A 26241-nucleotide genomic window follows, 5' to 3' on the forward strand; every position below is an offset into this window, starting at 1 on the left:
GGGGTTAGGGGAGATTTATACATATTCATAAGCTCTATTTACTGCTGTGATACACTCTAAATAAAGCTATTTCTGCTGAATTAACTACCCTACTTTCTTTAATGCAAAATCCCGACCAAAAAGCAGCTTGTTACGAATATTTGCAATTGGGGTTTGATCAGAAATCAGTTCCGCATACCATGCCCCATCTTCAGTATCACCAAACAAAACCGCACCAATGACTTTATCTTTTTGAATAATAATGCGTTTATAAATCTGACGTTTTTCATCATTCAAGATAATATCTTCATAATCATCTTGTGGTTCACTACTTTCTAAATCAATTCGGCCTGCTGAAAATACATCACAGCCACTCACCTTGAGTTGCGTCGGAACCGTCGGTGCTTTAAAGGTTAGGCTGCCGTGTTCGGCCAGATGTGAGGCACAAATAAAGGCTTGGCCCCAAAGTGGTTCAACCAGACCAAAGGTTTGACCACGGTGCTCAATACATTCACCCACCGCATAAATACTTGGGTCAAAGGTTTGCATGGTGTCATTGACCAGAACACCACGGTTACAACGCAAGCCTGCACTTTGCGCCAATGCCATGTTCGGACGAATCCCCACCGCAAAGACCACCAGATCAGCATCTAATACGGTGCCATCTTTCAGTTTGATTTGGGTGACATGACCATCTTCGCCAATCAGTTGCTCTGTATTGGCTTGAGTCATGATATTTATGCCCTTGGCTTCAATACTTTCTCTTAACAAGCTACTTGCACGACTGTCCAATTGACGTTCCATGATGCAATCCATCAAATGCAAAACCGTCACATTCATGCCACGTTGTTTCAGGCCATAAGCTGCTTCAAGCCCAAGCAGACCGCCACCAATCACCACAGCATTCTTTTTAGATTTGCAATAATCCAGCATGGTGTTGACATCATAAATATCACGGAAGCTCAGCACACCTTTTAAGTCACAACCTGGAATGGGTGGGACAAAAGGTTTAGAACCTGTGGCTAAGATCAAACGGTCATAATCAACGATCTCGCCTTTTTCGGTATGTACCTGTTTACGTGAACGGTCAATTTTCACTGCAGCATCACCGGCAATAAAACGAATGTTTTTGTCGCTATACCATGCATGCGGATGCAGCATAATGTCATCAATGGTTTTATCACCCGACAATACCGGCGACAGCATAATGCGGTTGTAATTACCCCAAGGTTCTTCACCAATCACGGTAATTTCATAACGCTCTGGTGCCATATCCAGTAAATCTTCCAGGCAACGCATACCTGCCAAACCATTGCCTACCAACACCAGTTTCATCTTTTCTTGGGAAGTCCCATTATTGGTGATATAGGTTTTTTGCGGTGTCGGACTAACCAAAACTTTGCCATTTTCAATTTTACTTGGAAATACCAATAACTTTTGGTCTTTATCTTCCAGACAACGCCCGGTCGCTAAACTGAAATGTTGTTTATAGATCGGAGATGCCACCACGCGTTCGCCTTGCAAATCGCCAATGATGCCGCGTGACATGACAAAAGCCTGACTAAATGGATCTTGGTTACTGAGTACATAAACGCGTTTTTCATTACCGACACGGAACAGTGCAATTTGTTGATCGTTGATCAATGCGCCCACCCCGGTATTGGGGGTGATGTCATCCAGACTACAAATCTCAACCCATTCCAACTCATTCATTTCTTTTAAAATCGTCATCTTTATTCTCCTTCATTTCCCTGAAAATGCTTAGGCTTCAACCACTGGAATACGTGTCACATCACGTTCCACCGTAGTTTTTGGGCGAATTTGTCCACGTTCAGTAGCAAACTGAATATGTGGATCATTCTGTTTTTCAGCCTTGGCATTAATAAAGGTGATAAAGCGTTTACGTACTTCCGGATCTTCAACCGCAGTGCGCCATTCATCTTGATAAGTGCCGACCACATGATCCATACGGCGTTCTAACTCAGCAGCCAGTCCTAAAGAATCTTCAACCACCACAGCTTTAAGATAGTCCAGACCACCTTCTAAATTGTCACGCCATACCGATGTCCGTTGCAGGCGATCTGCGGTTTGGATATAGAACATATAGAATCGGTCGATATAACGAATTAAAGTTTCAGTATCCAAATCAGAAGCAAGTAGTTCCGCGTGGCGTGGCTTCATGCCACCATTACCGCACACATACAGGTTCCAGCCTTTTTCAGTGGCAATCACCCCGACATCTTTACTTTGCGCTTCGGCACATTCACGGGTACAGCCAGAGACTGCCATTTTGAGTTTGTGTGGAGAACGTAAACCCTTATAGCGATTTTCCAGGAAGATGGCCAAGCCCATTGAATCATCGACACCATAACGACACCACGTGCTACCGACACATGATTTAACGGTACGCAGTGATTTACCATAAGCATGACCGGACTCAAATCCTGCATTGACCAGTTTTTCCCAGATTTCAGGCAGTTGATGCACTTGCGCACCAAACAGGTCGATACGTTGTCCACCGGTGATTTTGGTGTATAAACCATATTCTTTCGCGACCTGCCCGATGGTAATTAAACCTTCAGGAGTAATTTCACCACCTGCAATCCGCGGCACAATTGAATAAGAACCATCTTTTTGGATATTACCGAGGTAGTAGTCATTACTGTCTTGTAATCCTGCATGGCTTGGTTTAAGTACAAAGTCATTCCAGCAAGAGGCTAAAATATTAGCCGCCGTTGGTTTACAAATATCACAACCCAGACCATGACCATGCTGCCCGATCAGGTCATCAAAAGTTTTGATTTCATTGACACGCACTAGGTGATACAGCTCTTGGCGCGAATAAGCAAAGTGTTCACATAGATGGTTATTGACTGTTACCCCTTGACGTTGCAATTCGGATTTCAATACTTGAGTGACTAAAGGCGCACATCCGCCACAAGCGGTTGCGGCTTTGGTACATTTTTTCAGTGCACCGAGTGAAGTTGAACCGTCGGCGATGGCACTACAAATATCTGCTTTAGACACGTTATTACATGAACAGATGGTTGCACTGTCTGGCAGTAAATCTACACCACTACCACCACTCTTAGATGGCGCATTGGCATAACCCGGCATAATCAGGCTTTCAGGATTTTCCGGTACAGCCAATCCATTCAGCATCATTTGTAATAGGTCGCTATATTCTTTGGCACACCCCACCAACACAGCACCGATCAGCTTGGTTTTTTCCGCATTCACCACGATTTTTTTATAAATCATGGCATCTTCATCAGCATAGAAATAGCTGAGCGCATTTGGCGTCATGGCATGTGCATCACCAACCGATGCAACATCAACACCCATGAGTTTAAGTTTGGTACTCATGTCTGCACCCGCAAACTCGTTACAGCTTTGCTCCATGACATGTTTGGCTGCGATGCGCGCCATGTCGTACCCTGGTGCGACTAAACCATAAATTTTATTTTCCCAAAGTGCACATTCACCAATCGCATAAATATCTGCATCAGAAGTTTGGCAATAGTCATTAATCACGATCCCGCCACGCTCACCAATCGCGAGTCCACTTTGACGAGCCAATTCATCACGTGGGCGAATACCTGCAGAGAATAGAACGATATCGGTTTCAAGTTCAGATCCATCACTGAACTTCATTACATGCGTAGTATTTTGACCTCTTTCAATGCATTGAGTGGCTTTTTGGGTATGAACTTTTACCCCTAGATTTTCGATTTTTGCACGTAAAACCTTACCGCCTAAATCATCAATTTGTACTGCCATTAAACGTGGCGCGAATTCCACCACGTGGGTTTCAAGGTTTAAGTCACGTAAGGCTTTGGCAGCTTCCAGACCCAGCAAACCCCCACCAATCACCACGCCAGTTTTTGCATTTAAGCTTGCTGCACGAATGGCATCCAGATCTTCAATAGTACGGTAGACAAAGCAGTTCTCACGTTCATTCCCCGGAATAGGAGGGACAAAAGCATATGAACCGGTTGCAAGGACTAACTTGTCATAAGCAATCACATCGCCAAGATTGGTGGTCACTGTTTTGTTTAAAGTGTCGATTGCATTGGCTTTGGTGCTCAGGCGTAAATCAATGCCATACGCATCGGCAAAATCGCTACGGCAAAGGGTTAAGTCTTTCGCAGATTTTCCAGTGAAATATTCGGTTAAATGAACACGGTCATAAGCCAAGCGTGGTTCTTCTGCCAGAATCGTGATTTCAACTTCATCACCTGCATGCTCAAGCACGGATTCAATAAATTTGTGTCCTACCATGCCATGGCCAATCATTACCAGTTTCATATTTGCTCTCCTATTCTTTTAATCTGCTGATTTAAGCCATGTTGTTTCGTTCAAGTACTGCATCTTCAAACAGTTTTTGTTCTTTCTGTTTATGCTCAACCGAGAAGCGAATCACCAGAACAAAGCCTGCTGCAATCACGACCAATCCACCGAGTGCCATCAAACAAGTTTGAATATCCAGCATGCCTTTGAGCAAGAAACCTGCTGCGACTGCACCAACGTTACCGCCCGCGCCAATGATGCCAGCAACACCACCCAAAGCATCACGGTCAATGAATGGCACCAAGGCATACGTTGCACCGCAAGCCATATGGGTAAAGAGTGCGAATACGGTCATGACCAGAATTGCGAGAACTGCGGTATTCATTTGAGAGAATAAGATTAAGAACAGGCCTTCCATCAAGATCATGGTGAATAGCACTTTGGTACGACCATCCAGACCTTTTTTCATTGCGACTTTGTCCGAGACAATCCCACCCAAAGCACGAGCAAACAATGCCAATAAACCGAAGATCCCTGCTGCCAAACCTGCTTCTTTTAAGCCAAAGCTAAAGTGTTCAACGTAGTACATCGCCACGATGTTATGAATGAAAATTTCAATACCAAAACAAGCTGCATAAGCACCAAATAAAATCCAGACACGGTAGTTGCGTGCAGCGTGCATAAGAATCGCCATGCCGCCTTTTTTATCGCTACCGACTTGAATGCCTTGTGCACGAAGTTCTTTAAAGTTGCCTTGTGGACAGTCTTGGGTGAATTTCCAGTACATTGCACCGACAATAATCATCAGAATACCTGGCACCAATAAAGCAATTCTCCAGCCCATCGCCTGTTCAACACCAAACATCACCAAGGCAGCAAGCATTAACGGCATTAAGGCTTGAGTTGCACCACCACCCGCATTCCCCCAACCTGCTGATGCAGCATTGGCAGTACCGACCACATTCGGTGCGAACATAATACTGGTGTGATATTGTGTGATGACAAAGCTGGCACCAATGGCACCAATCAATAAGCGGAAGAAAAGAAAAGATTCATAACTATTGGCAGAGGCTACACCAAAAACAGGAATACTGCCGATAATCAGTAATGCGGTATACGTTTTGCGGGGACCGTATTTATCACACAACGGCCCAACGACCAGGCGAACTAAAATGGTAATTGCGACTGCGGCAATATTAATATTGGCAATTTGATCTTTGGTTAAGTGAAACTCACCTGCAATCACAGGCATGAGTGGTGCACAGGCAAACCAGGCAAAGAAGCAGACAAAAAAAGCGAGCCAACTCATGTGGAAGGCTCTCATCGCTGCACTGCTAAAACTGAAAAGATTTATTCTTGTTGCCTTTTTTTCATATAAATTTGAAGACATGGCCTTCTCCTTCCTGAACTGAACGTATAGGGTTATCTGCTATGCGGATCGCTGCACACCAGATTCGATCAGAACGGACGTCGTTGGCCGTCTTACAAATTTTTTAAAGTCGTCTTTGACTCAACATGAATTAAGCAATGTCCATGCCAACATAATTTAAATCCCTTTAACTCAATATTTTTTATCATTTTTATGATTCATTGATCATTTTTGATATTCATCATTGCAGCAAGTTCATTTGATTAACAACGGCAGAGCTAAGGAAATGGATTGCAGTTGTGCTTCCTTGTAGCGCATTTTTGCATTAATACGGTGCACAACCCGATAACGGTTAAGTTTTATGTCTGATTTTTATTGAATTAATGCAGTTTTAACTATTTTGGCATTTTAATTGCTTTGCATTTACTATGACTTTTCTTTCAGGCTTTGCCTGATGATATTTTAGCCAATATGCCAAAACTGAAAATCGCACTGATTGATGACGATCAAGAACGTGCCAACTATATTAAAGCCTCCCTGATCGAACACAATTTTGAGGTGGTCGCCTGCCTGACCATTGACCATTTAAGCATGTTCCGTCTGGAACAACTGCATGCTGACGTGATATTGCTGGATATGGATCACCCGCATCGCGACATTATTGAAAGTTGCGTCAGCCAGTTCGATTTGCCGACGGTTCTATTCACTAAAAATAGCCACAAAGACACCATCAAAAGTGCCATCGATGCCGGTGTAACGGCTTATATCGTCGACGGTATTGATCCTTCCAAACTGGAAAGCATTTTAGAAATTTCGATTGAACAGTTTAAAAAACATAAGAAATTACTGGGTGATCTGGAAGATACCAAAAATAAATTGGCCGACCGTAAAGATGTGGAAAAAGCCAAAGTGTTAATGATGCAATTGCATTCAATCAGTGAAGATCAGGCGTTTCAATTACTGCGCAAAAATGCCATGAGCCATCGTATGACCATTGGGGAAATGGCACGACGCTTATTAGATGCTCAACAACTATTACAAAACCAATTGAAGGATTAGGCCATGAAAGATTTAGAAAAAACTCAAATCCAGATTGGCTATATTCCTTTGCTTGATTGTGTTGCCATTCTTTGGGCCAAGCAGCGTGGTTTTTTTGATGAAGTCGGTTTAGAGATTACCCTAGTTAAGGAAGCCTCCTGGGCAAGTTTAAGGGATCGACTGGCTTTTGGCTTTTTAGATGCTGCACATTGTCTGTCTGCCATGCTTCCTGCTGCAGCTTTGGGTGAAGACCAACTCGGAATTCCCCTGCAAACGGCTTTAGTGTTAAGTCATAACCGTGCCTTTATTAGTCTGAGTCAAAAATTGTGCTTTGAGCTGAATATTTCTTCCCAGGATACGGTACAGCAATCGGCAGAAAAAATAGTGACTGCCATACAACAACAAAAACCGATTCAATTGGCACATGTATTTAAACAATCGATTCATCATTATTGCCTCAGAGAATGGCTCGCCCTAGCCGATCGTGATGTTGCACAAAACATCAAGCTTACGCCCCTTCCTCCGCCTTATATGGTGGAAGCATTAAGCAATCATGTCATTGATGGTTTTTGTGTCGGTGAACCATGGAATACCCAAGCTGAACTGTTGGGCATTAGCCAGATTGTGGCAGCCAGTCAGGACATTATTCCTCAAGTGGCAGATAAGGTTTTAGCGGTCACTGCTGACTGGGCAAAACAGCATCCTAATACCCATCTTGCCTTAACTCAAGCCATTCAAAAAGCCCAACAGGAACTGAAAGATCTAGAGGATTATGCTGAAGTTTGGCAAATGCTCATCGACTTCAATATTATTCAATTTCAATGTTCAGAAAGCATTCATGTGCAAAAATTCCATTCCATTCAAAATATTATTCGGCATTTTGCCGATGAATCATCGCAGCCCAAGCTTAAAGATTTTAAATGGCTGATTCAGCAAATGCTGAAATGGGATGGTCAAATCAGCCTGAATGATGCCCTGATTGAGAAAATCAGCCAGAACTGTATTTTATCCTTGAACCATTAACATCAACCATCGCTCCAGCCATACAAACTCCAATAAGATGCTGGAGCTAAATCATTCATTTTGATTGTTTTATACTTACAATCAGATTTTTATCTTTTATTTCTATTTCTGTGATTTTCCACAAACTTTCTCCACATTTTTACGCTATTTTACGCAAAATTACATTTGGAACATCAAATAATGAAACGCATACAACCGCGTTGGCAATTAAGCGCATTAAATTGTGCCTTGCTCACTTTTATCTCCCCAACTTGGGCTGCTGATTCCATTACAAATACAACGACAACAGACAGCGCCTCAGAACAAACAGCACCAGTACAAACACTGGCCACTTTAAAATTCGAAGCAACATCGACAATAGCAAAAGATCCAGATATCAGTGCGGTTGCCAAAACCATCGTCACGCGTGAGGAAATGCTGCAATTTGGCGACCAATCAGTAAATGATGCCCTACGTCGTGCTGCAGGCTTTCAGATGCCAACTCCTGGACAAGGTCCACGTGGGGGTGGCAGTGCTTCAGGTATGCGTTTTCGTGGTGGCGGTGCTCCGGTATTTTTAATTAATGGCGAAGCGGTTCAAGGTGGTCCACGTGGTGGAATGTCGGTAGTCGACAGTATCACTCCAGACATGATTGAACGTATTGAAATTACCAAACAGCCAAGTGTTGCCCAAGCCTCTGTGGCATCTTCTGCGGTGATTAATATTATTCTTAAAGAACCGTTAGATAATGCCCGCATAGGCGGAACAGTCCGGGTTGGATATGGTTTAGCCAAATCGGATCAAAGAGAAGAAGAACGCAAAAATATCAGTGTTCAGGCTGATGGTCGTGATAATGCATGGTTATACAGTCTGTCAGCGAATCAAATGTGGAATGACACCACGTCTATCACACGGACTCAAACCAGTACCGAAACACGTGAACAAAAACGAGTAACTGAACGCAAGTCACAAATGATCTCCCCCCGTGTTGAATATGAATTAGATGACCAACAAAAACTGGTTGCGGAATTGTTCTATCGCAATAACGAAAGTGACGGCGTTCGTGGCGATCAAGTTCAAAATGATAAAAATGACAGCATCCGTTTAAACACGCGTTATGAACGTAAAGACAAAGGTAATTCAGACAAGATTCGCCTTTCTGTCGAACAGCAGAATGAAACTGAATCGACGCGCTCTCCTTCATTCCGCAGCTCTACCGATGAAACGGTAAATGAATATGGTATTGCTTATGATGGTGTTCGAAAGTTCAATGAAACCCGCCAAGTTAAATTTGGTGCAGATGCTCGTGCCAATGAACTCGACAGCAATGTCAGCCAGACTTTAGATGAACAGCAATACGCATTATATGCGGAAGGTAGCTGGAAATTTACCGATCGCCAAACCGTGACTTTAGGTGCCCGTCAAGAATGGATCGAGCGTTCTGGTTTAGTCGATTATAGCGACAGCCACTTAAGCCCAGTCTTGGCACATCGTTTTGACTTAGATGATCATTGGTCTTTGCAAACCAATATCAGTCAGGCTTTCCGTAGCCCTAAAGCAGACCGTTTATTGCCCACGGTTTCAGTGTCTACCGATAGCGATGCCGGTAGCCTGAACAATCCAGATCGGGGTGGTAATCCTAATTTACGTCCTGAAAAAATCACTGCATTTGAGTCCACACTGGGTTACAACACTCCATCCGGTGGGATCAATATCACCGCGTTTCAACGTGAAATTGATGACTATATTGAAAAAGTGATTCGTCAGGAAGGTACGCGTTTTGTAGAACGTCCACAAAACCAGAACAATGCCACCACTTATGGGGTTGAACTTGCTGGACGTTATGCATTAAAACAAACGGAAAATGGTCATTCATTTATGTTAAATGGACAACTTTCTACTGTGCGTGCAAAAGTTGAAGATGAAAATCATCAAGAACGTCTGGTCAGTGATGTTGCACCTTATACAGCAAGCGCTGGTCTGTCTTATAACTATCAGCCTTGGCGCATTTCAAGCAGTGTGAACCTGAACTACGTGCCTGAATTTACTCGTGCCTTGGATAACCAACCTTATGACCGTACCAGTAATGAACGTGTCAACATGGATATCAGCATCACCAAACGCTTTAATGATGGCTGGGCAACCACACTGAATGCGCGCAATATTTTCAGCACCGATTATAAAGAGCGCTTAACCAATCAGTCGGATGGCAGCCTCTATGAATCACGGGTGAATCAAGCGATTCCAAGTGTATTAATCAGTCTGGAAAAGAAATTCTAAACATAAAAAACCGGTGCTCAGACACCGGTTTTTTCTTGGCAGTAGATTTATTTTTCAAATATTCTGCAGCAACTTATATTTTTATTGGATCGCAAACATGGATGATCTGGTTAATTTTTGCTTTGTAGTTGTTTAAGTAAACTTGCAATTCTTAAGGTGTGTTGTCGGTTTCCTTTTTGTTCCATGACTTTATTTTCGATCCGCCATAAATATTCAAAAATCTCTGATTCATCTGCATTCTCACAAATCATCATAAACAGTCTAGGCAAATAATCTTCATATTCATCAGACATGGATCGGATGCTACGAATCCCTAAAGGATCCCATTCTTTGAGTAAAACTTTATGAATTGCATGTAATAATAATGTTGCTTCATTCGCATGTTCGACTTTCATTAAACCTCCCCCATCCTTAGGAATTTAATATAAAAATCATATAAGTTGACTATAATTTACTCTCGACAATAGGATCAAGTATTTTTTAAGAATATTGATCATTTATTAAATAAAAAATAATTTATTTACCAAATGGAAAACTATACTTTTATAAAAAACAATGCCTTCATCGCTATTCATTCATTCAAAAATTCTCACCTTAAACCTGATTTACATCTTTTTAGCAGTAAAAAATCCTTCTGGTTGATCCCATTTATTTGCATTAAAAATGCTTTTTAAGTGCTTGTTTAATACGCACCTCAAACCATTTAAAAATAATAAAAATTCAATAATGTGAAATGGTAGGTGTTTGGTAGGTAGGATTTCCTCCCTGTTCCTTTGATACTCAATTTACGGTGAGGGTCACCGATAACAACATACCAATGGTAGAAGGAATCGCACCATGGCTTTTAAAAATATTGCAGATCAAACGAACGGTTTTTATATTCCCTGTGTTTCTCTTTTTGGTCCGGGCTGTGCCAAAGAAATTGGCGCAAAGGCACAAGATTTAGGTGCTAAAAAAGCACTGATAGTGACTGATGCTGGTCTTTTTAAATTTGGTGTCGCAGATACCATTTCCGCTTATTTAAAAGAGGCTGGTGTTGACAGCCATATTTTCCCGGGTGCAGAACCTAATCCAACCGATATTAACGTGCATAACGGCGTACAAGCCTATAACGACAATGGCTGTGATTTCATCGTATCTTTAGGTGGTGGTTCATCGCATGATTGTGCCAAAGGTATTGGCTTGGTGACAGCTGGCGGTGGTCATATTCGTGATTATGAAGGCATTGATAAAAGCACAGTACCGATGACGCCACTGATTGCCATCAATACCACGGCAGGTACGGCTTCTGAAATGACGCGCTTCTGTATTATTACCAATACCGACACGCATGTAAAAATGGCGATTGTCGACTGGCGTTGTACTCCACTGATTGCGATTGATGATCCTAAACTGATGATTGCTAAACCCGCGGGTTTAACCGCAGCAACAGGTATGGATGCCTTAACCCATGCAGTGGAAGCATATGTCTCTACCGCAGCTAATCCTATTACCGATGCCTGTGCAGAAAAAGCCATTAGCATGATTAGCGAATGGCTTAGCCCTGCGGTCGCAAATGGTGAAAATCTGGAAGCACGTGATGCGATGAGCTATGCACAGTACCTTGCAGGTATGGCTTTTAACAACGCTTCTTTAGGTTATGTCCATGCCATGGCACATCAACTCGGCGGTTTCTACAACTTGCCGCACGGTGTATGTAATGCGGTATTACTGCCGCACGTTTGTGAATTTAACCTGATTGCCTGCCCTGACCGTTATGCCAAAATTGCCCAATTGATGGGTGTAAATACTGACGGTTTGACTGTGAATGAAGCTGCAGATGAAGCGATCCAGGCGATTCGTCAGCTTTCAGCCGCGATCGGTATTCCATCTGGCTTAAGTGAACTGGGTGTGAAAGAAGCAGACTTAGCCATCATGTCTGAAAACGCGCAAAAAGATGCCTGCATGCTGACCAACCCACGTAAAGCCAGCCATGCACAAGTGGTTGATATATTCAAAGCGGCGATGTAAAACCTCAATGTAAGTCTTCTCCTTCGAATCTCTGACTTACATTTTTGGCAATCTAAACTCCATTTTCTTAATGAGGTGGAAACTTAGGTTGCCTTTTTTTATTATTGAACTTAAAGCAATTTGACAAATGACTGCTCATCATGAAGGATAAAAGAAAATTGATAATTCCAAATGAGCACAACAATGACAAAACAGATAATTGAACCCCTTTATCAACTGGATATCTTAGGTTCAGGATATGAACAGGCCACCTTAAATTTCCCAGATGATTATGAAGGTCAAGTCACAGCAACATTGGTGCGCAAAAAAGCGCAGCAACCAACCAGCAAAGCTGTTTTATATATTCATGGTTTTATCGATTATTTTTTTCAAACTGAAATGGCGGAACAGTTTAATCAACATGGTTTTGACTTTTACGCACTCGACTTACGTAAATACGGGCGTTCCCATCTTCCCCATCAAAAATATTATAACGTGCGTGAAATTGCTGAATACGATGCTGAAATCACCCAAGCTTTAGACATTATTGGTGCAGAAGGTCATGATGCTATTTTACTGAGTGGACATTCAACAGGCGGTCTAACCACAACTTTATATGCAGCACATCATCCTCATAATCCTTTAATTAAAGCGCTGTGGGTCAATAGCCCCTTTTACGACTTCAACATGAATCCGATCAAGAAAAAATTAGGGCTACCCAATTTAAGTCGTGTGGGCAAAATTTGCCCGGATTTAGAATTCCCCAGTGAACTGAATAAATGGTATGTAACCAGTTTGCACAAAAACTTAAAAGGAGAATGGTACTTTAACCTTGAATGGAAAAAACCAACTTATCCCTGGGTTCGTTTGAGTTTTGTACGGGCAATTTTTGAAGCGCAAAAGGAAATTCATCAAGGCGTGAGCTTAAACGTCCCTGCCTTAGTGATGCATTCAGATCAGAGCAAAAATCCCAAAAAATGGCACAAAAATGTGCAAACTAGTGATGTGATTTTAGATGTAAAACATATTGATAAATATGCCAAGAAAATTAAAGGTGATGTCACCATCAGTGAAATAAAAAATGGTGTACATGATCTGATCTTGTCTGAAAAATCTGTGCGCGAGCATGTTTATCAGCAACTCTTTGCATGGCTCAAGCAAAAAGGTTTATAGCGGTATTTACACAACATCAGCGTTAATTATCTTTAAGTTTAAGCAAGGTTTGATGCACGGGATGGGTTTTGGGCATGAGTTCAATTAAACGCTCAACGGCATCAATCGCTTCAGGAAAATGCGCCACATGTTTAAGCAAAACATCCGTTTCATTGGCTTTAAAAATGGCATCACTTAAACGTGACTCCAAGCAATCACGCCAGGCACACAAAAAAGGACTTTCGGTTTTTGCCAGAAACACACCGCTACACAGTTTTAAGGCAGAATCGATATATCCGGCATCTAAAGATTGTTCTGTCAGTAAAAAATCAGCTTCAACATGCGCCAATAATTTATAGGGTCTTGACCCCAACATGCCGCCTAAAATATCGCGCAATTGTGACATTTCCGCTTTTAACGTGCCGATGCTGACTTTTCGTTCACCATATAATGCCTGATGCAAAGTATCCAAACTTAAGCCTTGCGGGCACAGCGCTAAAATAGTCAAAATTTCGATTTGACGTGGGGTAAGCACCAAGACTTTGCCATTGAACATGACTTGCGGCACAGAAAAAGCCCGAATAAACAATCGCTGTTTCTGATATTCAAGTAAGGCGGATTGAATAATCGAGGCACAGCGCTCCGCTGCAAGTAGCCCTAAACTATTATGCTTTTGCCAAGTTGTAGATAGGTCAATTACGCCTAAAACCTGTTTGGAATAGGGATCAATAATCGGGGCTGCATAACAAACCCAATCATGAATTGATGACATATAATGTTCATTGGAAAATACACAACTCGATTGTTGGGTTTTTAAAGACAGAGCCAGAGCATTGGTGCCAACCAGTTCCTCGCGCCACTGCCCGCCTTCGATAAAATGCACACTTTCTGCTGCCCTTTGCATTTGAGGACTAGACGCGGTCCAAATGATGGTACTGCCAATATCTCCTACAGCCAGCACCATCGAGGATTGCTCGGCAATATGCTTTAAATCTTGTACACAATGTTGCAAGGCATGTTCTAAAGCAGAAGGATAGGTTTCTTTTTGTAAATGAACCAAGGGCGCAGCTGCACGATCTTTGGGAATTTCGGCAGAAGTTGAGCGTTGCCACGAACTGACAATGCTCTGTCCTAACTGCTCTGCATGCAAGGAAGAAAGACTACTACTTTGCCTAAACTGCTCAATTTTATGTCTTTTTTGCATCAAATTTTGCTTATTCATCATTCCTTATTCTCACAACAATTCATGATTTACATCCGCTGTAATAGCTACTCTTTTAAGACCGATTGAAAAGATTGTAAACCTTCTTGTCTCCAACCTTTCTCCAACCTTATTCCATGTATGCTAATCAAATAATGTACAAAAGTACCTTATACCAAAGCTGTAGATGCGGTTAAAAACACTAAAATAAGCAAAGGAAAATTCATATGCGTTACGTCGATCCTAATCAACCTGGTTCAAAAGTTCAGTTTAAAGCCCAGTATGAAAACTTCATTGGTGGACAATGGGTAGCACCCACAAAAGGCGAATACTTTGACAATATTTCTCCTGTCGATGGTAAAGCATTCACCAAAGTTCCCCGCTCGAGTGTTGAAGATATCGAACTTGCACTGGATGCAGCGCATAAAGCCAAAGAACAATGGAACAAATCCTCTCCTACCACCCGTTCCAATATTCTGTTAAAAATTGCAGACCGTTTAGAAGCCAATTTAGAGCTTTTGGCTGTAGCTGAAACTTGGGATAACGGTAAACCGGTACGTGAAACCCTAGCTGCCGATATTCCTTTGGCGATTGACCATTTCCGTTACTTTGCCGGTTGTATCCGCGCGCAGGAAGGCGGCATTTCAGAAATTGATGAAGATACCATTGCCTACCATTTTCATGAGCCTTTAGGTGTGGTCGGGCAAATTATTCCCTGGAACTTCCCTATTCTGATGGCAACGTGGAAATTGGCACCGGCTTTGGCTGCGGGTAACTGTATTGTGCTCAAACCTGCAGAACAAACGCCTGTCAGTATTTTGGTGTTGGTGGAACTGATTCAAGACCTGCTGCCTGAAGGCGTATTAAACGTTGTGAATGGTTATGGTGTTGAAGTGGGTCGTCCACTTGCAACCAATCCACGTATCGCCAAAATCGCATTTACCGGTTCAACGGCAGTCGGTCAGCAAATTATGCAATATGCAACCGAGAACATTATTCCGGTAACCCTTGAATTGGGTGGTAAATCACCGAATCTTTTCTTTGAAGATGTGATGGCAGAAGATGATGACTTTTTAGATAAAGCACTTGAAGGTTTTGTGATGTTTGCCCTGAATCAGGGGGAAATCTGTACTTGTCCTTCGCGTGCATTGGTTCAAGAAAGCATTGCCGATAAATTTCTGGAGAAAGCGGTTGAGCGTGTTAAACGGATTAAAACCGGTCATCCACTCGATACAGAAACCATGATTGGTGCGCAAGCCTCACAAGAGCAACAAGATAAAATTTTAGGCTGCATCGCCACAGGCCGTGCTGAAGGTGCTGAAATATTGACAGGTGGTGGCGCACGTCATGAAGTGGGGCAAGGTTTCTATATCGAACCGACCATTTTCAAAGGTACCAATGACATGAGAACTTTCCAAGAAGAAATTTTTGGACCTGTACTTGCTGTTGCCACCTTTAAAGACTTTGATGATGCGATCAAAATCGCCAACGACACCATTTACGGTCTAGGTGCCGGTGTCTGGTCGCGTTCCGCACATACTTCTTACCGTGCCGGTCGTGCAATTCAGGCCGGTCGAGTATGGACCAACTGTTACCACATCTACCCTGCACATGCCGCATTCGGCGGTTATAAAAAATCAGGCATCGGGCGTGAAAATCACAAGATGATGCTTGATCATTACCAACAAACCAAAAACCTGTTGGTGAGCTATTCAACCAAACCGATGGGCTTCTTCTAAAAATATCTTGGTATAAAGCATCAAAAAAGCGAACTTCGGTTCGCTTTTTTCTTTATTGCAGCGCATTAAACAAATCATTTCCTTTGAAACCTTCATTTTTCTTCAGATTCGGGCTAAATTTCTCTTATTCCAAATATCTTGAAAAATAGTATGACTACAGCACCTCCAGATTTTCCAGACACCATTTATGCCATTCAACATCTTGCCTTCGAAGACTTAGGTGTCATGGAGGATATATTTTATCAACTCGGCTTTCGGGTACGTTATTTTGAAGCCGGTGTAGATGACTTAAGCAAAGCATTTCAACACCAAGGTTTGACCATTATTTTAGGTGGGCCGATTGGTGTCTATGAAACGGATGACTACCCTTTCTTACAACAAGAAATTGACTTACTAAAAGTTCGTTTAGAAGAAAATTTACCGACCTTGGGTATTTGTTTAGGCGCTCAATTGATTGCGCATGCTTTAGGTGCAAAAGTCTATGCCGGTCATCAAAAGGAAATTGGCTGGAGCAAACTGAGCATTTCAAATACCCCAAACAACTTGCTTGCACCATTAAGTGATACCCCTGTTTTACACTGGCATGGAGATACCTTTGATGTGCCTGAACCGGCTGAATTATTAGCAAGCTCTGATGTTTATTCAAATCAGGCTTTTTCAGTGGGGAAAAATATTCTGGCTTTACAATTTCACCTGGAAGTTGCAGCAGAGAGCATGGAAAAATGGCTCATTGGCCATACTTGTGAACTGCGTAAAGCTGAAATTAATATTCCTGCTTTACGTGCAGACAATGAAAAATATGCCATGTCATTAGAAACTGTTGCTACAGCAATTTTACGAAATTATATGAAGCAAGTGATGAGAAAATAAACTTTAATTTATGATTTAATTCATTTATAAGGGTGTCATTCATTTATATAAGTCTCTGATGATGACACCCTTAATCAGTATTGCAGTAATTCATTTCTTTGCTTTGATCAGTCCCGGTCCAGATTTTTTCTTCGTTACTCAAAGTGCAATTAGTCAATCCAGATCGCACGCCCTCTTTGCTGCCTTAGGTATTTCACTGAGCATTTTAGTCTGGTCTATTTGTGCGATCAGTGGTCTACATTTTTTATTTCATAAAATTGCCTGGCTGCAGCAGGTGCTGATGATTTTTGGCGGTCTATACCTGCTTTATTTAGGGATACAATTGCTGAAATCCGCTTTCAATAAAAATCTGGCGTCTATCTCAAAAAAGCAGAATGAAATTCTACCGCAAAAATCACACAGCACACTGTTAGTTCAAGGTTTTCTGACCAATATGGCAAACCCTAAAGCACTGGTGTATTTCAGTAGTGTTTTTGCCTTAGCAATCAATACCGATGCACCATTAAGCACACAAAGCTCATTACTTTTTCTGATTTGGATTGAAAGTTTAGTCTGGTTTGCTTTAGTGGCTTATTTATTTTCCTGGCAAAAAATGAATGCCTATTACCAACGCTTCAGCAACTGGATCGATGGTTTAACGGGTGGCATTTTTATCAGTTTTGGTTGTTATTTAATTCTGAATCGAGATTAAGCATTCAATAAAAAAAGCACCATCAAAATGGTGCTTTTTTAGAACATTTTAGGCTTATTTTTTTGCAGGAACTGAGGCTTCAGTGGTGATATTTACAGTAACCTTATCGCCCACATTTGGAACATAACCGCCAACACCAAAGGCTGAACGGTTAAATGAAGTGGTTGCATTGAAACCAACAGTTTGCAGTTTAGTCATTGGATGCACGGCTTGTTTATTTAATACAGCATCTAAAACTACAGGTTTAGTCACATCTTTCACGGTTAAATTACCAGTGATTCTGTATTTGTTTTTACCTAAAGCCTGAACTTTGGTACTTTTAAAAGTGATGTTCGGATATTTGGCAACATCAAAGAATTCTGCAGTTTGAATATGCTCATCCAATGCTTTTACATTAGTATTGATGCTTGATACTGGAATATTAACATTTACAGAGGAATTGGCAGGTTTTGCATTATCGACGTTAATCGTACCTTGAATGTCAGAAAAGTTCGCAGATGGTGTAGAGAAACCAAAGTGGCTCCAAGAGAAAACGGTTGCTGAGTGGGTTGGATCAATTTGGTAAGCAACGGGTTTTGCCAACGATAAAGTTGCAACTGATGCAACCGCCAAACCTAAAGTTATTGCTTTGAAATTCATGTGTTTTTATCTCGCTTCGGAATGGTTGTTAGTTTATAGGTTTCTTATCTTAATTCACTGGTATAGATAAAACGATATGTTGCAAGAATAGAACAATCACTTGGCTTTGCAGATCAATCCGGTATCAATATAAATACATTAATGCTAAATAATTGATAAATTTAATAAATTATTTTTAATCAACTTTTATTATTCTGTCTCAGTGCCTGATTTTCATTATTTTTTTAATAATTTTCGAATCATTTAATACAAAAAACACACAGTTTAGGGGCTTTATATGGAAAGTGGATCATGCTGCCCTGCTGACAATGGACTGACTTGATCTATTTCAATTTAAACTGATGAACCATCCAAAAGCGATCTAAGATTTTCACTACATCGCTAAAACAATTAAAGCCCCATGTGGGGCTTTTAAAGATGATTAATCTTTTACAACTTTTCAACCAGGACACGATCGACTTGTTTTAAGCCAGTGTGCTTTTCACGGTTTTGGCGACGTACTTTAATCACTTTTTCTTCGTCCAGTTCTTTCAGCATCAATACTACGGCCATCATGCTTTCTAGGGGGAGATCCTGACCGATCCACTTTTGCTCACCTGGTTCCATTAAAGTGATTTCATCACTAATTTGGTTATAAAGGCTCATATTTTCCTCACTTATGCTGAATAAATGCCATCTCAAAATGAATACTCAATGAATGGCATCACTATATACTTATTCGTAAAAACTGCTAGAACAATATCGTTAAAAATTTATCAAAATAAAAACGCCCCCTATGGGGCGTTTTTAACTGAATTAATCTTTTAAAATTAAGCAGTAATTTCTTTTACAGCAGCAACGACAGCATCAGTTGTAATACCGAAGTATTGGTATAAATCTTTCGCAGGTGCAGATTCACCGTAAGTCGTCATACCGATCACACGACCGTCAAGACCTACAAATTTCCACCAGTAATCCACATGCGCAGCTTCAACAGCTACACGCGCACGGATGTGAGATGGAAGCACCGCTTCACGGTAAGCCGCATCCTGTTTAACGAATTCTTCAGCACATGGCATAGAAACAACACGCACACCTTCAAGTTGTGCATACGCTTCCATCGCAAGAGATACTTCAGAACCTGTTGCAATGATGATTGCTTTTAATTCGCCTTTTTCTTCAGCCAATACATAAGCACCTTTGGCAACATCAGCAATTTGAGCATCAGTACGCGTTTGGAATGGCAAGTTTTGACGAGAGAAGATCAATGCAGTTGGACCTTCAGAACGTAAAAGTGCAGATTTCCAAGAAATCGCGGCTTCCACGGTGTCACATGGACGCCAAGTGTTTAAGTTTGGCGTGCCACGTAAAGAGGCAATCTGTTCTACAGGTTGATGTGTAGGACCATCTTCACCCAGACCAATTGAGTCATGGGTATAAACATGAATCACACGTTGTTTCATCAATGCAGACATACGTACTGCATTACGTGCATATTCCATAAACATCAAGAATGTTGCTACGTAAGGGATGAAACCACCGTGAAGTGCAACACCATTGGCAATTGCAGTCATACCGAACTCACGTACACCGTAGTGAACGTAGTTACCTGCTGGATTGTCCTGAACGCCTTGTGCGCCTTTCCAAAGCGTCAGGTTAGACCCTGCAAGATCCGCAGAACCACCTAAAATTTCAGGAAGTTGTGGAGCAAATGCTTGAATCGCAGCTTGGCTCGCTTTACGCGTCGCAACAGTTTCAGCTTTTGCATTCACTTCAGCAATATATGCATCTGCATTTGCAACGAAGTCAGCAGGTAAATCACCTGAGATACGACGTTTAAGCTCAGCAGCTTCAGTTGGGTATTTAGCAGCATATGCAGCAAATACTTCATTCCAGGCAGCTTCAGATTTAGCACCTTTGTCTTTTGCATCCCAAGCAGCATATACGTCTGCAGGAATAACAAATGCTTCTTCTTTCCAGCCTAAGGCTTCACGGGTTAAAGCAATTTCATCATTACCTAACGGCGCACCGTGGCAATCTTCTTTACCTTGTTTGTTTGGTGAACCTAAACCAATCACTGTTTTACAGATGATTAAAGTTGGTTTAGCAGTTTCAGCTTTTGCATCTAAAGTTGCTTGACGGATTGCATCAGCATCATGTCCATCAACTTTAATCACTTGCCAGCCATACGCATGGAAACGTTGTTCTGTATCGTCAGAGAACCAACCTTCAACTTCACCATCAATTGAAATGCCGTTGTCGTCATAGTAAGCAATCAACTTACCCAGACCTAAAGTACCTGCCAATGAACATGCTTCGTGTGAAACACCTTCCATTAAGCAACCATCACCGAGGAAACAGTAAGTGAAATGGTCAACAACTTTAATGTCGTCTTTGTTAAATTGTGCTGCTAACGTTTTTTCAGCTAAAGCAAAACCAACTGCATTGGCAATACCCTGACCGAGTGGACCAGTTGTAGTTTCAATCCCTGGTGCATAACCCAATTCAGGGTGACCAGGCGTTTTAGAATGTAATTGACGGAATTGTTGAAGATCCGCAATTGAAAGGTCATAACCGGTTAAATGTAATAATGCATATTGAAGCATTGAGCCATGGCCATTCGATAATACGAAACGGTCACGGTTGGCCCATTGTGGATTTGTTGGGTTATGATTTAAAAATTCACGCCATACTACATCAGCGATATCTGCCATCCCCATTGGAGCACCTGGATGTCCTGAATTTGCTTTTTGCACAGCATCCATTGCCAATACACGAATTGCGTTTGCAATACGACGTTCATTAAGCGGGGTTGTCATAGGTCAGAGTCCAACTAAATCGTTTAAAGAAGATGATGAATAGGAAAATTCAAAGCTGGCTATATTGTCTTAAAAAAACAGCAAGGGGTAAAGCCTAATAGTCAACATTTCACTATTTATTCGTGACTAGACATATTTAAATGCAGGCAGCGTTCAATTTCACATCGCTTTTAAGTATTTAGCAGCTAAGTAAAAGTCATGATTTATTTAATTTAAAACTCATAAATAATATTTTAACGATAAGTCAGCTTCATTTATTGAGTCAGAACATTATTCAAATATTTCACTTATCCAAGGAATCATTTTTTTTTTGAGCTATGAATGGATGAATTTCCCTCACATGATGGTGTCAGTAAAGTTTTATTAAATGAAATTGGTCAATTAACACCCAGTAGATACAAAAGTTGAATAAAATTCATCTTTGGAAATATTTAATGAAAAATATAATTATTTTAAATCGATATTTTGTGACTATTTTTATTGCTTATATAAGTTGAATAGAGTGATCTTAAAACAATAATGAAACACAATTTACTCCAATTAAAATATTGATAATTATAATTATTTTTATACATAAACTTTAACATGCAATCCTATTAATAATATTTTCATCCTCAATCAATACACTTTGACTCACTGACTAAATCTATGCGCTATAAAAATTTTCATATCGGAAATTCCAACTTTAAAGCCGAATTTCTTCTGCTTATCAGTTTTTTAGATGCATATATCAATTAAAAAGTCGTGAAATTGAAATAATTTCAGTCATTTTGGTCGTGTAGAACTAGTCCAAAAGTCTAACTCGATGTAACATATCGGGTCTTTAAAATTAACTGTGATAGGACTTATGCGCGAGTACGCTGTATTTACCTCGGAATCTGTAAGCGAAGGCCATCCGGATAAAATGGCTGACCAAATCAGTGACGCTATTTTGGATGCAATATTAACAGAAGACCCATATGCACGGGTTGCTTGTGAAACGCTTGTAAAAACGGGTGCGGTAGTACTTGCCGGTGAAATCACAACAACTGCAAATGTTGACTTCGAAGCAATTGTACGTCAAACCGTAAATGGAATTGGTTATCACCATTCTGACCTTGGTTTTGATGGTTCAACCTGTGCTGTCATCAACATGATTGGTAAACAGTCTCCTGAAATTGCTCAAGGTGTTGACCGTCAAAAACCTGAAGATCAAGGTGCGGGCGACCAAGGCTTGATGTTTGGTTATGCAAGCCGCGAAACTGACGTTTTAATGCCTGCTCCTATTTCTTATGCACATCGCTTAATGGAAAAACAGGCTGAACTACGCCGTAATGGCCGTTTACCTTGGTTACGTCCAGATGCGAAAAGTCAGGTGACTTTTGCATATGAAAATGGCATGCCTGTTCGTTTAGACGCGGTGGTATTGTCTACCCAACACGATCCTGAAATTTCACAAGCAAATCTTAAAGAAGCTGTGATTGAAGAAATCGTGAAAAAAGTGATTCCTGCTGACATGTTCCATGCAGACACCAAATTCCACATCAACCCAACCGGGATGTTTGTGATTGGCGGTCCTGTAGGTGACTGTGGTTTGACTGGTCGTAAAATCATTGTAGATACTTACGGTGGTATGGCACGTCACGGTGGTGGTGCTTTCTCTGGTAAAGACCCATCTAAAGTTGACCGTTCTGCTGCTTATGCAGGTCGTTATGTAGCGAAAAACATTGTTGCTGCTGGTCTTGCTGATAAATGTGAAATTCAGGTGTCTTATGCAATTGGTGTTGCAGAGCCAACTTCAATTTCAATCAATACCTTCAATACAGCAAAAGTATCTGAAGAATTAATCATTCAATTGGTTCGTGAACACTTCGACTTACGTCCATACGGCATTACCCGCATGCTAGACCTGATTCAACCGATGTATAAGCAAACTGCTGCTTATGGTCATTTTGGTCGTGAAGGTTCAGACACTGCATTTACTTGGGAAAAAACGGATAAAGTGGAAGCGCTTAAAGCCTCTGCCGGACTGTAATTTTTTCATAAAAAAGCCCACATCTGTGGGCTTTTTTTACGTAAAAAATCATTATTTCGTTTTTCCTCCCTGTTGTAGAATTTCTAATAATGAAATTTGCACAGGCGTTTCTTGATGATCCTGTAAATAGACATGAACGATTTTAAAGATGATGACTGCTGCCAAGCAGCTTAAAACACAAAAAATCCAGAAACCATACGGGCTTTTAATATTATGTGAACCGCAATTTGTGCATTCTTTATGAGTCGAATCAACGACTTGATCACAACAAGCACAATGATATTGATATAGCATAGCCATGCTCCTACATTACGCACATTCTTGTTTTTATATTTCCACCATATTGTTTGATGGAGGGTAATATCAATAAGATCTTATGTGAGTCTTTAGCTAGATACAAGGCTATTTATCAATAACTAAAATTGACCAAAATATAAATCTTTTTCATTATTTATTTAATCTATTTATTTTTAATAAAAAATCTCTTTTCTAATTAAAACAAACTGACATTCTTTGTAACAAAAATGGAATTAGTCAAAAATTAAATTGGTGCGTTTAAGATCCACATCATGCTCATGTTTTTAGTTAAAATAGCAGGCAATAATCTGGAGTGTATGATGGTTCAACTGATTAAAAAGGGTGGCTTACGTGAACGTGCCAACCGTAGCCGCAGCTACAAAGGTTCAGAAAATACTGAAACAACCTTAAAACCCAATCGCTATTCTCAAGGCGAAAAAAATGAGGAAGTACGTCCTGCTACACCCCCATCTACACCACTCACGGATGATTCCGTCAAAAAAGACTAAAACATCGCTAATGCATCAACCGCTAACCAGAGTGCAAAAATCAGGAATAATCCCCCCGAAATAATATCGATATAACTCCCTGAACGCTGATAAGCAGCTTTGATTTTTGGCATCGACATAATTAGCATGAACAATGCAAAAACCAAAAAGGTTTGCAGAGGAATAATCACTGCAAGTTGGGTTTTTAAATGGGTCGATGCGGATGAACTTAAAGCTAAAGAAAAGACGCTACTAAAATAAATCAGAGTCTTAGGATTGGATAAATTGGTAAACAATCCCAATAAAAAATGGTTTTTAGCATCAGGTGCAGTGTGTTGTTGAGCATCATCCAGATTTGTTTCTTTTTTAAGGGTTTTTAACCCCCCATTCAACATTGCCCAACCCATGCGAGCCAAAAACAGTCCACCAATCAACATTAAAACCTGTTGTATCCATGGAAATTGTTCTATCAGCACAGTAAAGCCAAGTAGGGTCAGCACCACCCAAACCACAATACCGACTGAAATACCGAAAATAATTTTTAAAGTGTTGGCTCTTGAAGTCGATGCTGAACTTTTAGCAATCAGTAGAACATCCGGCCCGGGGCTAAGCTGTGCAACAAAATGCAGTGCACAAATGGTCAAAAGCAATGACATAGAAATAGAGGAGATTTTAAAAAAACGTATTATATCGTTTGTTCAATTTTTTGCATGTCTCACGCCCTACCTTTAATACAAATATAGAAAGCATAAAAAAGCCGAATCATCAGGATTCGGCTTTAAAAAAATATAGATCAATAAACTTATTTATTCACATCTTTCATTTCAATTTTTTTCGCATCTGGCATTACTTCACGTGCTTCACCATCAATAATGCTAGAGTCATGACGCGGTGTCCCACCTTGCTGTTGCATCTCTTGCATTTGACGCATGATATCCGCAAATGAATTTTGACCTTGAGCACCTGCATCGCCCATGCCTCCCATATTCCCCATACCACCCATCATTTTTTCCATCATGGCCTGTTGACGTTTCATCATGGTTTTCATTGCCACAGCTTTCAAAGCTTGTTGTACTGGTGGAATGAGTATTAACAGTGCAAGTACATCAGTGATTAAGCCTGGAATCAGTAACAACAAACCCGCAATAATTTTAGGTAAATTATTGCTTAGACTTGGGTCCATGGCCATTTGACCTTGTTTCATTTGTTGCAGACCAGACGCATGGGTACGGATCATATTGATCCCGATGAAAAATGCAGCAACAAACCAGAAAAATACGTACCACATGCTGCCGACGAGGTCACCCACGCCAATCCAGACAAAGACTTCAAGGATTAAGCCAGCCAAAACAATAAGAAATAATTTCATAAAAATTAATCAAATCTCAATAAAATAAATAGGGTGCAATATTCAAGCGCTTAATCACGATCAAGCTTTTTTGATACGCTTATGTAACAATATGGGCATTATTCTATTTTTAAAGTCTTTATATGTCATTAATTATTGGTATCGATCCGGGTTCTCGCATGACAGGCTACGGTATTATCGAAAAAAATGGGCAAAAATTGACTTTTGTAGATGCAGGAACCATTCGTACCGAAACCCCGGAAATGCCTGAACGCTTAAAACGTATTTTTGCAGGTGTGGAACGTATTGTTAAATTTCATGGTCCTACCGAAGCGGCAGTCGAACAAGTCTTTATGGCACAAAACCCCGACTCTGCGCTAAAGTTGGGACAAGCTCGTGGCGCTGCCATTGCTGCATTGGTAAATCTAGACTTACAAGTGGCGGAATATACAGCACGACAAATTAAGCAATCCGTGGTGGGTTATGGTGCGGCAGATAAAGAACAAGTTCAGATGATGGTCATGCGTATTTTAAATTTAAGCATTAAGCCGCAACAAGATGCTGCCGATGCCTTGGCTGCTGCGATTTGCCATGCCCACGCTTCAGGCAGTATGAGTAAAATGGCAGTACTCAATGCTCTAGGTGGTATGGCACGTGGTCGTAGCCGTACCGTTAGAAGAAGATAAGTAGAATATTTAAAGATACGGCGCGAAATCTTTACGCATTTCACCAATCGAGGGTTGCTTGGGATAAGTAAAAGTAACTCTCCGGCCGAAATTTCTTATATTCTTTTTCTGATTGGGATCAATCCGGATCAAAACCAGTTCATCCGGTTCATTGCGATGATTAATTTCGCAAATCATAATGGTTTGATTCCTTTCAATGACTTTATATTTCATGAATTCTTTTTGTACGATATCCTTAAATGAGGTATTGCCTGAGCGACTTGAACTCGAACCACCACGTTGTGTGTAAATCACCATAACAATGCAAATTGCGATCACAATCGCCACAACCAGATATTTGTCCATCATTTCCAGCCTATATTTTTGTTTTT

General features: G+C 40.9%; 23 protein-coding genes. 11 read left to right on the top strand and 12 right to left on the bottom strand.

Annotated elements, in window-relative coordinates; genetic code table 11:
• Nucleotides 1-84 precede the first annotated feature (84 nt).
• The 3 genes from nirD to B9T23_RS06580 are packed head-to-tail and all read right to left on the bottom strand — an operon-like array spanning nt 85 to nt 5659.
• A complete protein-coding gene (gene nirD, locus B9T23_RS06570; RefSeq protein WP_086193497.1) occupies nt 85-1710 on the bottom strand; it encodes a nitrite reductase small subunit NirD in 1626 nt (541 codons plus the stop codon).
• Between the two features lie 30 nt (nt 1711-1740).
• The gene (gene nirB, locus B9T23_RS06575; protein ID WP_086193498.1) at nt 1741-4287 is read right to left on the bottom strand and encodes a nitrite reductase large subunit NirB; all 2547 of its coding nucleotides are present in this window, start codon (nt 4285-4287) and stop codon (nt 1741-1743) included.
• A 31-nt stretch (nt 4288-4318) separates the two neighbouring features.
• Nucleotides 4319-5659, bottom strand: coding sequence for an MFS transporter (locus tag B9T23_RS06580; RefSeq protein ID WP_086193499.1), 1341 nt, complete (start codon nt 5657-5659; stop codon nt 4319-4321).
• Between the two features lie 450 nt (nt 5660-6109).
• On the opposite strand from B9T23_RS06580, the gene B9T23_RS06585 reads away from it, so the two are divergent.
• The 3 genes from B9T23_RS06585 (at nt 6110) to B9T23_RS06595 (ending at nt 9958) form a co-directional block, all read left to right on the top strand.
• On the top strand, nt 6110-6697 hold the full coding sequence (locus B9T23_RS06585) for an ANTAR domain-containing response regulator (protein WP_086193500.1): 588 nt from the start codon (nt 6110-6112) through the stop codon (nt 6695-6697).
• Nucleotides 6698-6700: 3 nt separating this feature from the next.
• Nucleotides 6701-7699 carry an ABC transporter substrate-binding protein gene (locus B9T23_RS06590; RefSeq protein WP_086193501.1) on the top strand — a complete coding sequence of 333 codons (999 nt, stop codon included), beginning with the start codon at nt 6701-6703 and terminating at the stop codon, nt 7697-7699.
• Between the two features lie 180 nt (nt 7700-7879).
• Complete coding sequence (locus tag B9T23_RS06595) at nt 7880-9958, top strand: TonB-dependent receptor plug domain-containing protein (RefSeq protein WP_086193502.1); 2079 nt, start codon at nt 7880-7882, stop codon at nt 9956-9958.
• A gap of 110 nt (nt 9959-10068) precedes the next feature.
• On the opposite strand, the gene B9T23_RS06600 is transcribed toward B9T23_RS06595, so the two are convergent.
• Nucleotides 10069-10353 (bottom strand): hypothetical protein, encoded by a 285-nt coding sequence (locus B9T23_RS06600; RefSeq protein ID WP_067724448.1) that lies wholly within the window; start codon nt 10351-10353, stop codon nt 10069-10071.
• Nucleotides 10354-10795: 442 nt separating this feature from the next.
• Here B9T23_RS06600 and mdh point away from each other — a divergent pair, with 442 nt between their 5' ends.
• Together mdh and B9T23_RS06610 are read left to right on the top strand one after the other, a co-directional pair.
• Nucleotides 10796-11968 carry an iron-dependent methanol dehydrogenase gene (mdh, locus tag B9T23_RS06605; protein WP_086193503.1) on the top strand — a complete coding sequence of 391 codons (1173 nt, stop codon included), beginning with the start codon at nt 10796-10798 and terminating at the stop codon, nt 11966-11968.
• Nucleotides 11969-12151: 183 nt separating this feature from the next.
• A complete protein-coding gene (locus B9T23_RS06610) occupies nt 12152-13120 on the top strand; it encodes an alpha/beta hydrolase (RefSeq protein WP_086193504.1) in 969 nt (322 codons plus the stop codon).
• A gap of 22 nt (nt 13121-13142) precedes the next feature.
• Here the strand turns inward: B9T23_RS06610 and B9T23_RS06615 are convergent, their stop codons facing one another.
• The gene (locus tag B9T23_RS06615) at nt 13143-14324 is read right to left on the bottom strand and encodes a helix-turn-helix domain-containing protein (protein WP_086193505.1); all 1182 of its coding nucleotides are present in this window, start codon (nt 14322-14324) and stop codon (nt 13143-13145) included.
• A gap of 203 nt (nt 14325-14527) precedes the next feature.
• Between B9T23_RS06615 and exaC the strand changes: the two genes are divergently transcribed.
• From exaC to B9T23_RS06630, 3 genes are all read left to right on the top strand, one after another.
• Nucleotides 14528-16039 (top strand): acetaldehyde dehydrogenase ExaC, encoded by a 1512-nt coding sequence (gene exaC / locus B9T23_RS06620; protein ID WP_086193506.1) that lies wholly within the window; start codon nt 14528-14530, stop codon nt 16037-16039.
• Nucleotides 16040-16189: 150 nt separating this feature from the next.
• Nucleotides 16190-16909, top strand: coding sequence for a glutamine amidotransferase (locus B9T23_RS06625; RefSeq protein ID WP_086193507.1), 720 nt, complete (start codon nt 16190-16192; stop codon nt 16907-16909).
• 58 nt (nt 16910-16967) lie between these two features.
• Complete coding sequence (locus B9T23_RS06630; protein ID WP_213033030.1) at nt 16968-17600, top strand: LysE family transporter; 633 nt, start codon at nt 16968-16970, stop codon at nt 17598-17600.
• Between the two features lie 54 nt (nt 17601-17654).
• On the opposite strand, the gene B9T23_RS06635 is transcribed toward B9T23_RS06630, so the two are convergent.
• The 3 genes from B9T23_RS06635 to tkt form a co-directional block, all read right to left on the bottom strand.
• Entirely contained in the window at nt 17655-18239 is a 585-nt protein-coding gene (locus B9T23_RS06635; RefSeq protein WP_086193509.1) for a YceI family protein, read from the bottom strand.
• A gap of 429 nt (nt 18240-18668) precedes the next feature.
• Nucleotides 18669-18884: a hypothetical protein gene (locus B9T23_RS06640; protein ID WP_067724440.1), complete on the bottom strand. Its 216-nt coding sequence runs from the start codon at nt 18882-18884 to the stop codon at nt 18669-18671.
• Between the two features lie 164 nt (nt 18885-19048).
• Nucleotides 19049-21037, bottom strand: a complete 1989-nt coding sequence (tkt, locus tag B9T23_RS06645) for a transketolase (protein ID WP_086193510.1) — start codon at nt 21035-21037, stop codon at nt 19049-19051.
• Between the two features lie 847 nt (nt 21038-21884).
• Here tkt and metK point away from each other — a divergent pair.
• Nucleotides 21885-23051 carry a methionine adenosyltransferase gene (metK, locus tag B9T23_RS06650; protein ID WP_086193511.1) on the top strand — a complete coding sequence of 389 codons (1167 nt, stop codon included), beginning with the start codon at nt 21885-21887 and terminating at the stop codon, nt 23049-23051.
• Between the two features lie 51 nt (nt 23052-23102).
• On the opposite strand, the gene B9T23_RS06655 is transcribed toward metK, so the two are convergent.
• Nucleotides 23103-23345, bottom strand: a complete 243-nt coding sequence (locus B9T23_RS06655) for a hypothetical protein (protein WP_086193512.1) — start codon at nt 23343-23345, stop codon at nt 23103-23105.
• 323 nt (nt 23346-23668) lie between these two features.
• Here B9T23_RS06655 and B9T23_RS06660 point away from each other — a divergent pair, with 323 nt between their 5' ends.
• On the top strand, nt 23669-23857 hold the full coding sequence (locus tag B9T23_RS06660) for a hypothetical protein (protein WP_086193513.1): 189 nt from the start codon (nt 23669-23671) through the stop codon (nt 23855-23857).
• On the opposite strand, the gene B9T23_RS06665 is transcribed toward B9T23_RS06660, so the two are convergent.
• Both B9T23_RS06665 and B9T23_RS06670 read right to left on the bottom strand, forming a co-directional pair.
• Nucleotides 23854-24492, bottom strand: coding sequence for a LysE family transporter (locus B9T23_RS06665; RefSeq protein WP_086193514.1), 639 nt, complete (start codon nt 24490-24492; stop codon nt 23854-23856). The genes B9T23_RS06660 and B9T23_RS06665 overlap by 4 nt on opposite strands.
• Before the next feature lie 146 nt (nt 24493-24638).
• The gene (locus tag B9T23_RS06670; protein WP_086193515.1) at nt 24639-25205 is read right to left on the bottom strand and encodes an FxsA family protein; all 567 of its coding nucleotides are present in this window, start codon (nt 25203-25205) and stop codon (nt 24639-24641) included.
• A gap of 122 nt (nt 25206-25327) precedes the next feature.
• Here B9T23_RS06670 and ruvC point away from each other — a divergent pair, with 122 nt between their 5' ends.
• Nucleotides 25328-25870, top strand: a complete 543-nt coding sequence (gene ruvC, locus B9T23_RS06675; RefSeq protein WP_086193516.1) for a crossover junction endodeoxyribonuclease RuvC — start codon at nt 25328-25330, stop codon at nt 25868-25870.
• A gap of 9 nt (nt 25871-25879) precedes the next feature.
• Here ruvC and B9T23_RS06680 read toward each other — a convergent pair whose 3' ends face one another.
• Nucleotides 25880-26218: a hypothetical protein gene (locus B9T23_RS06680; protein ID WP_171263063.1), complete on the bottom strand. Its 339-nt coding sequence runs from the start codon at nt 26216-26218 to the stop codon at nt 25880-25882.
• Nucleotides 26219-26241: the final 23 nt, after the last annotated feature.

Source organism: Acinetobacter terrae (assembly GCF_002135195.1).
Taxonomy (GTDB): Bacteria; Pseudomonadota; Gammaproteobacteria; order Pseudomonadales; family Moraxellaceae; genus Acinetobacter; species Acinetobacter terrae.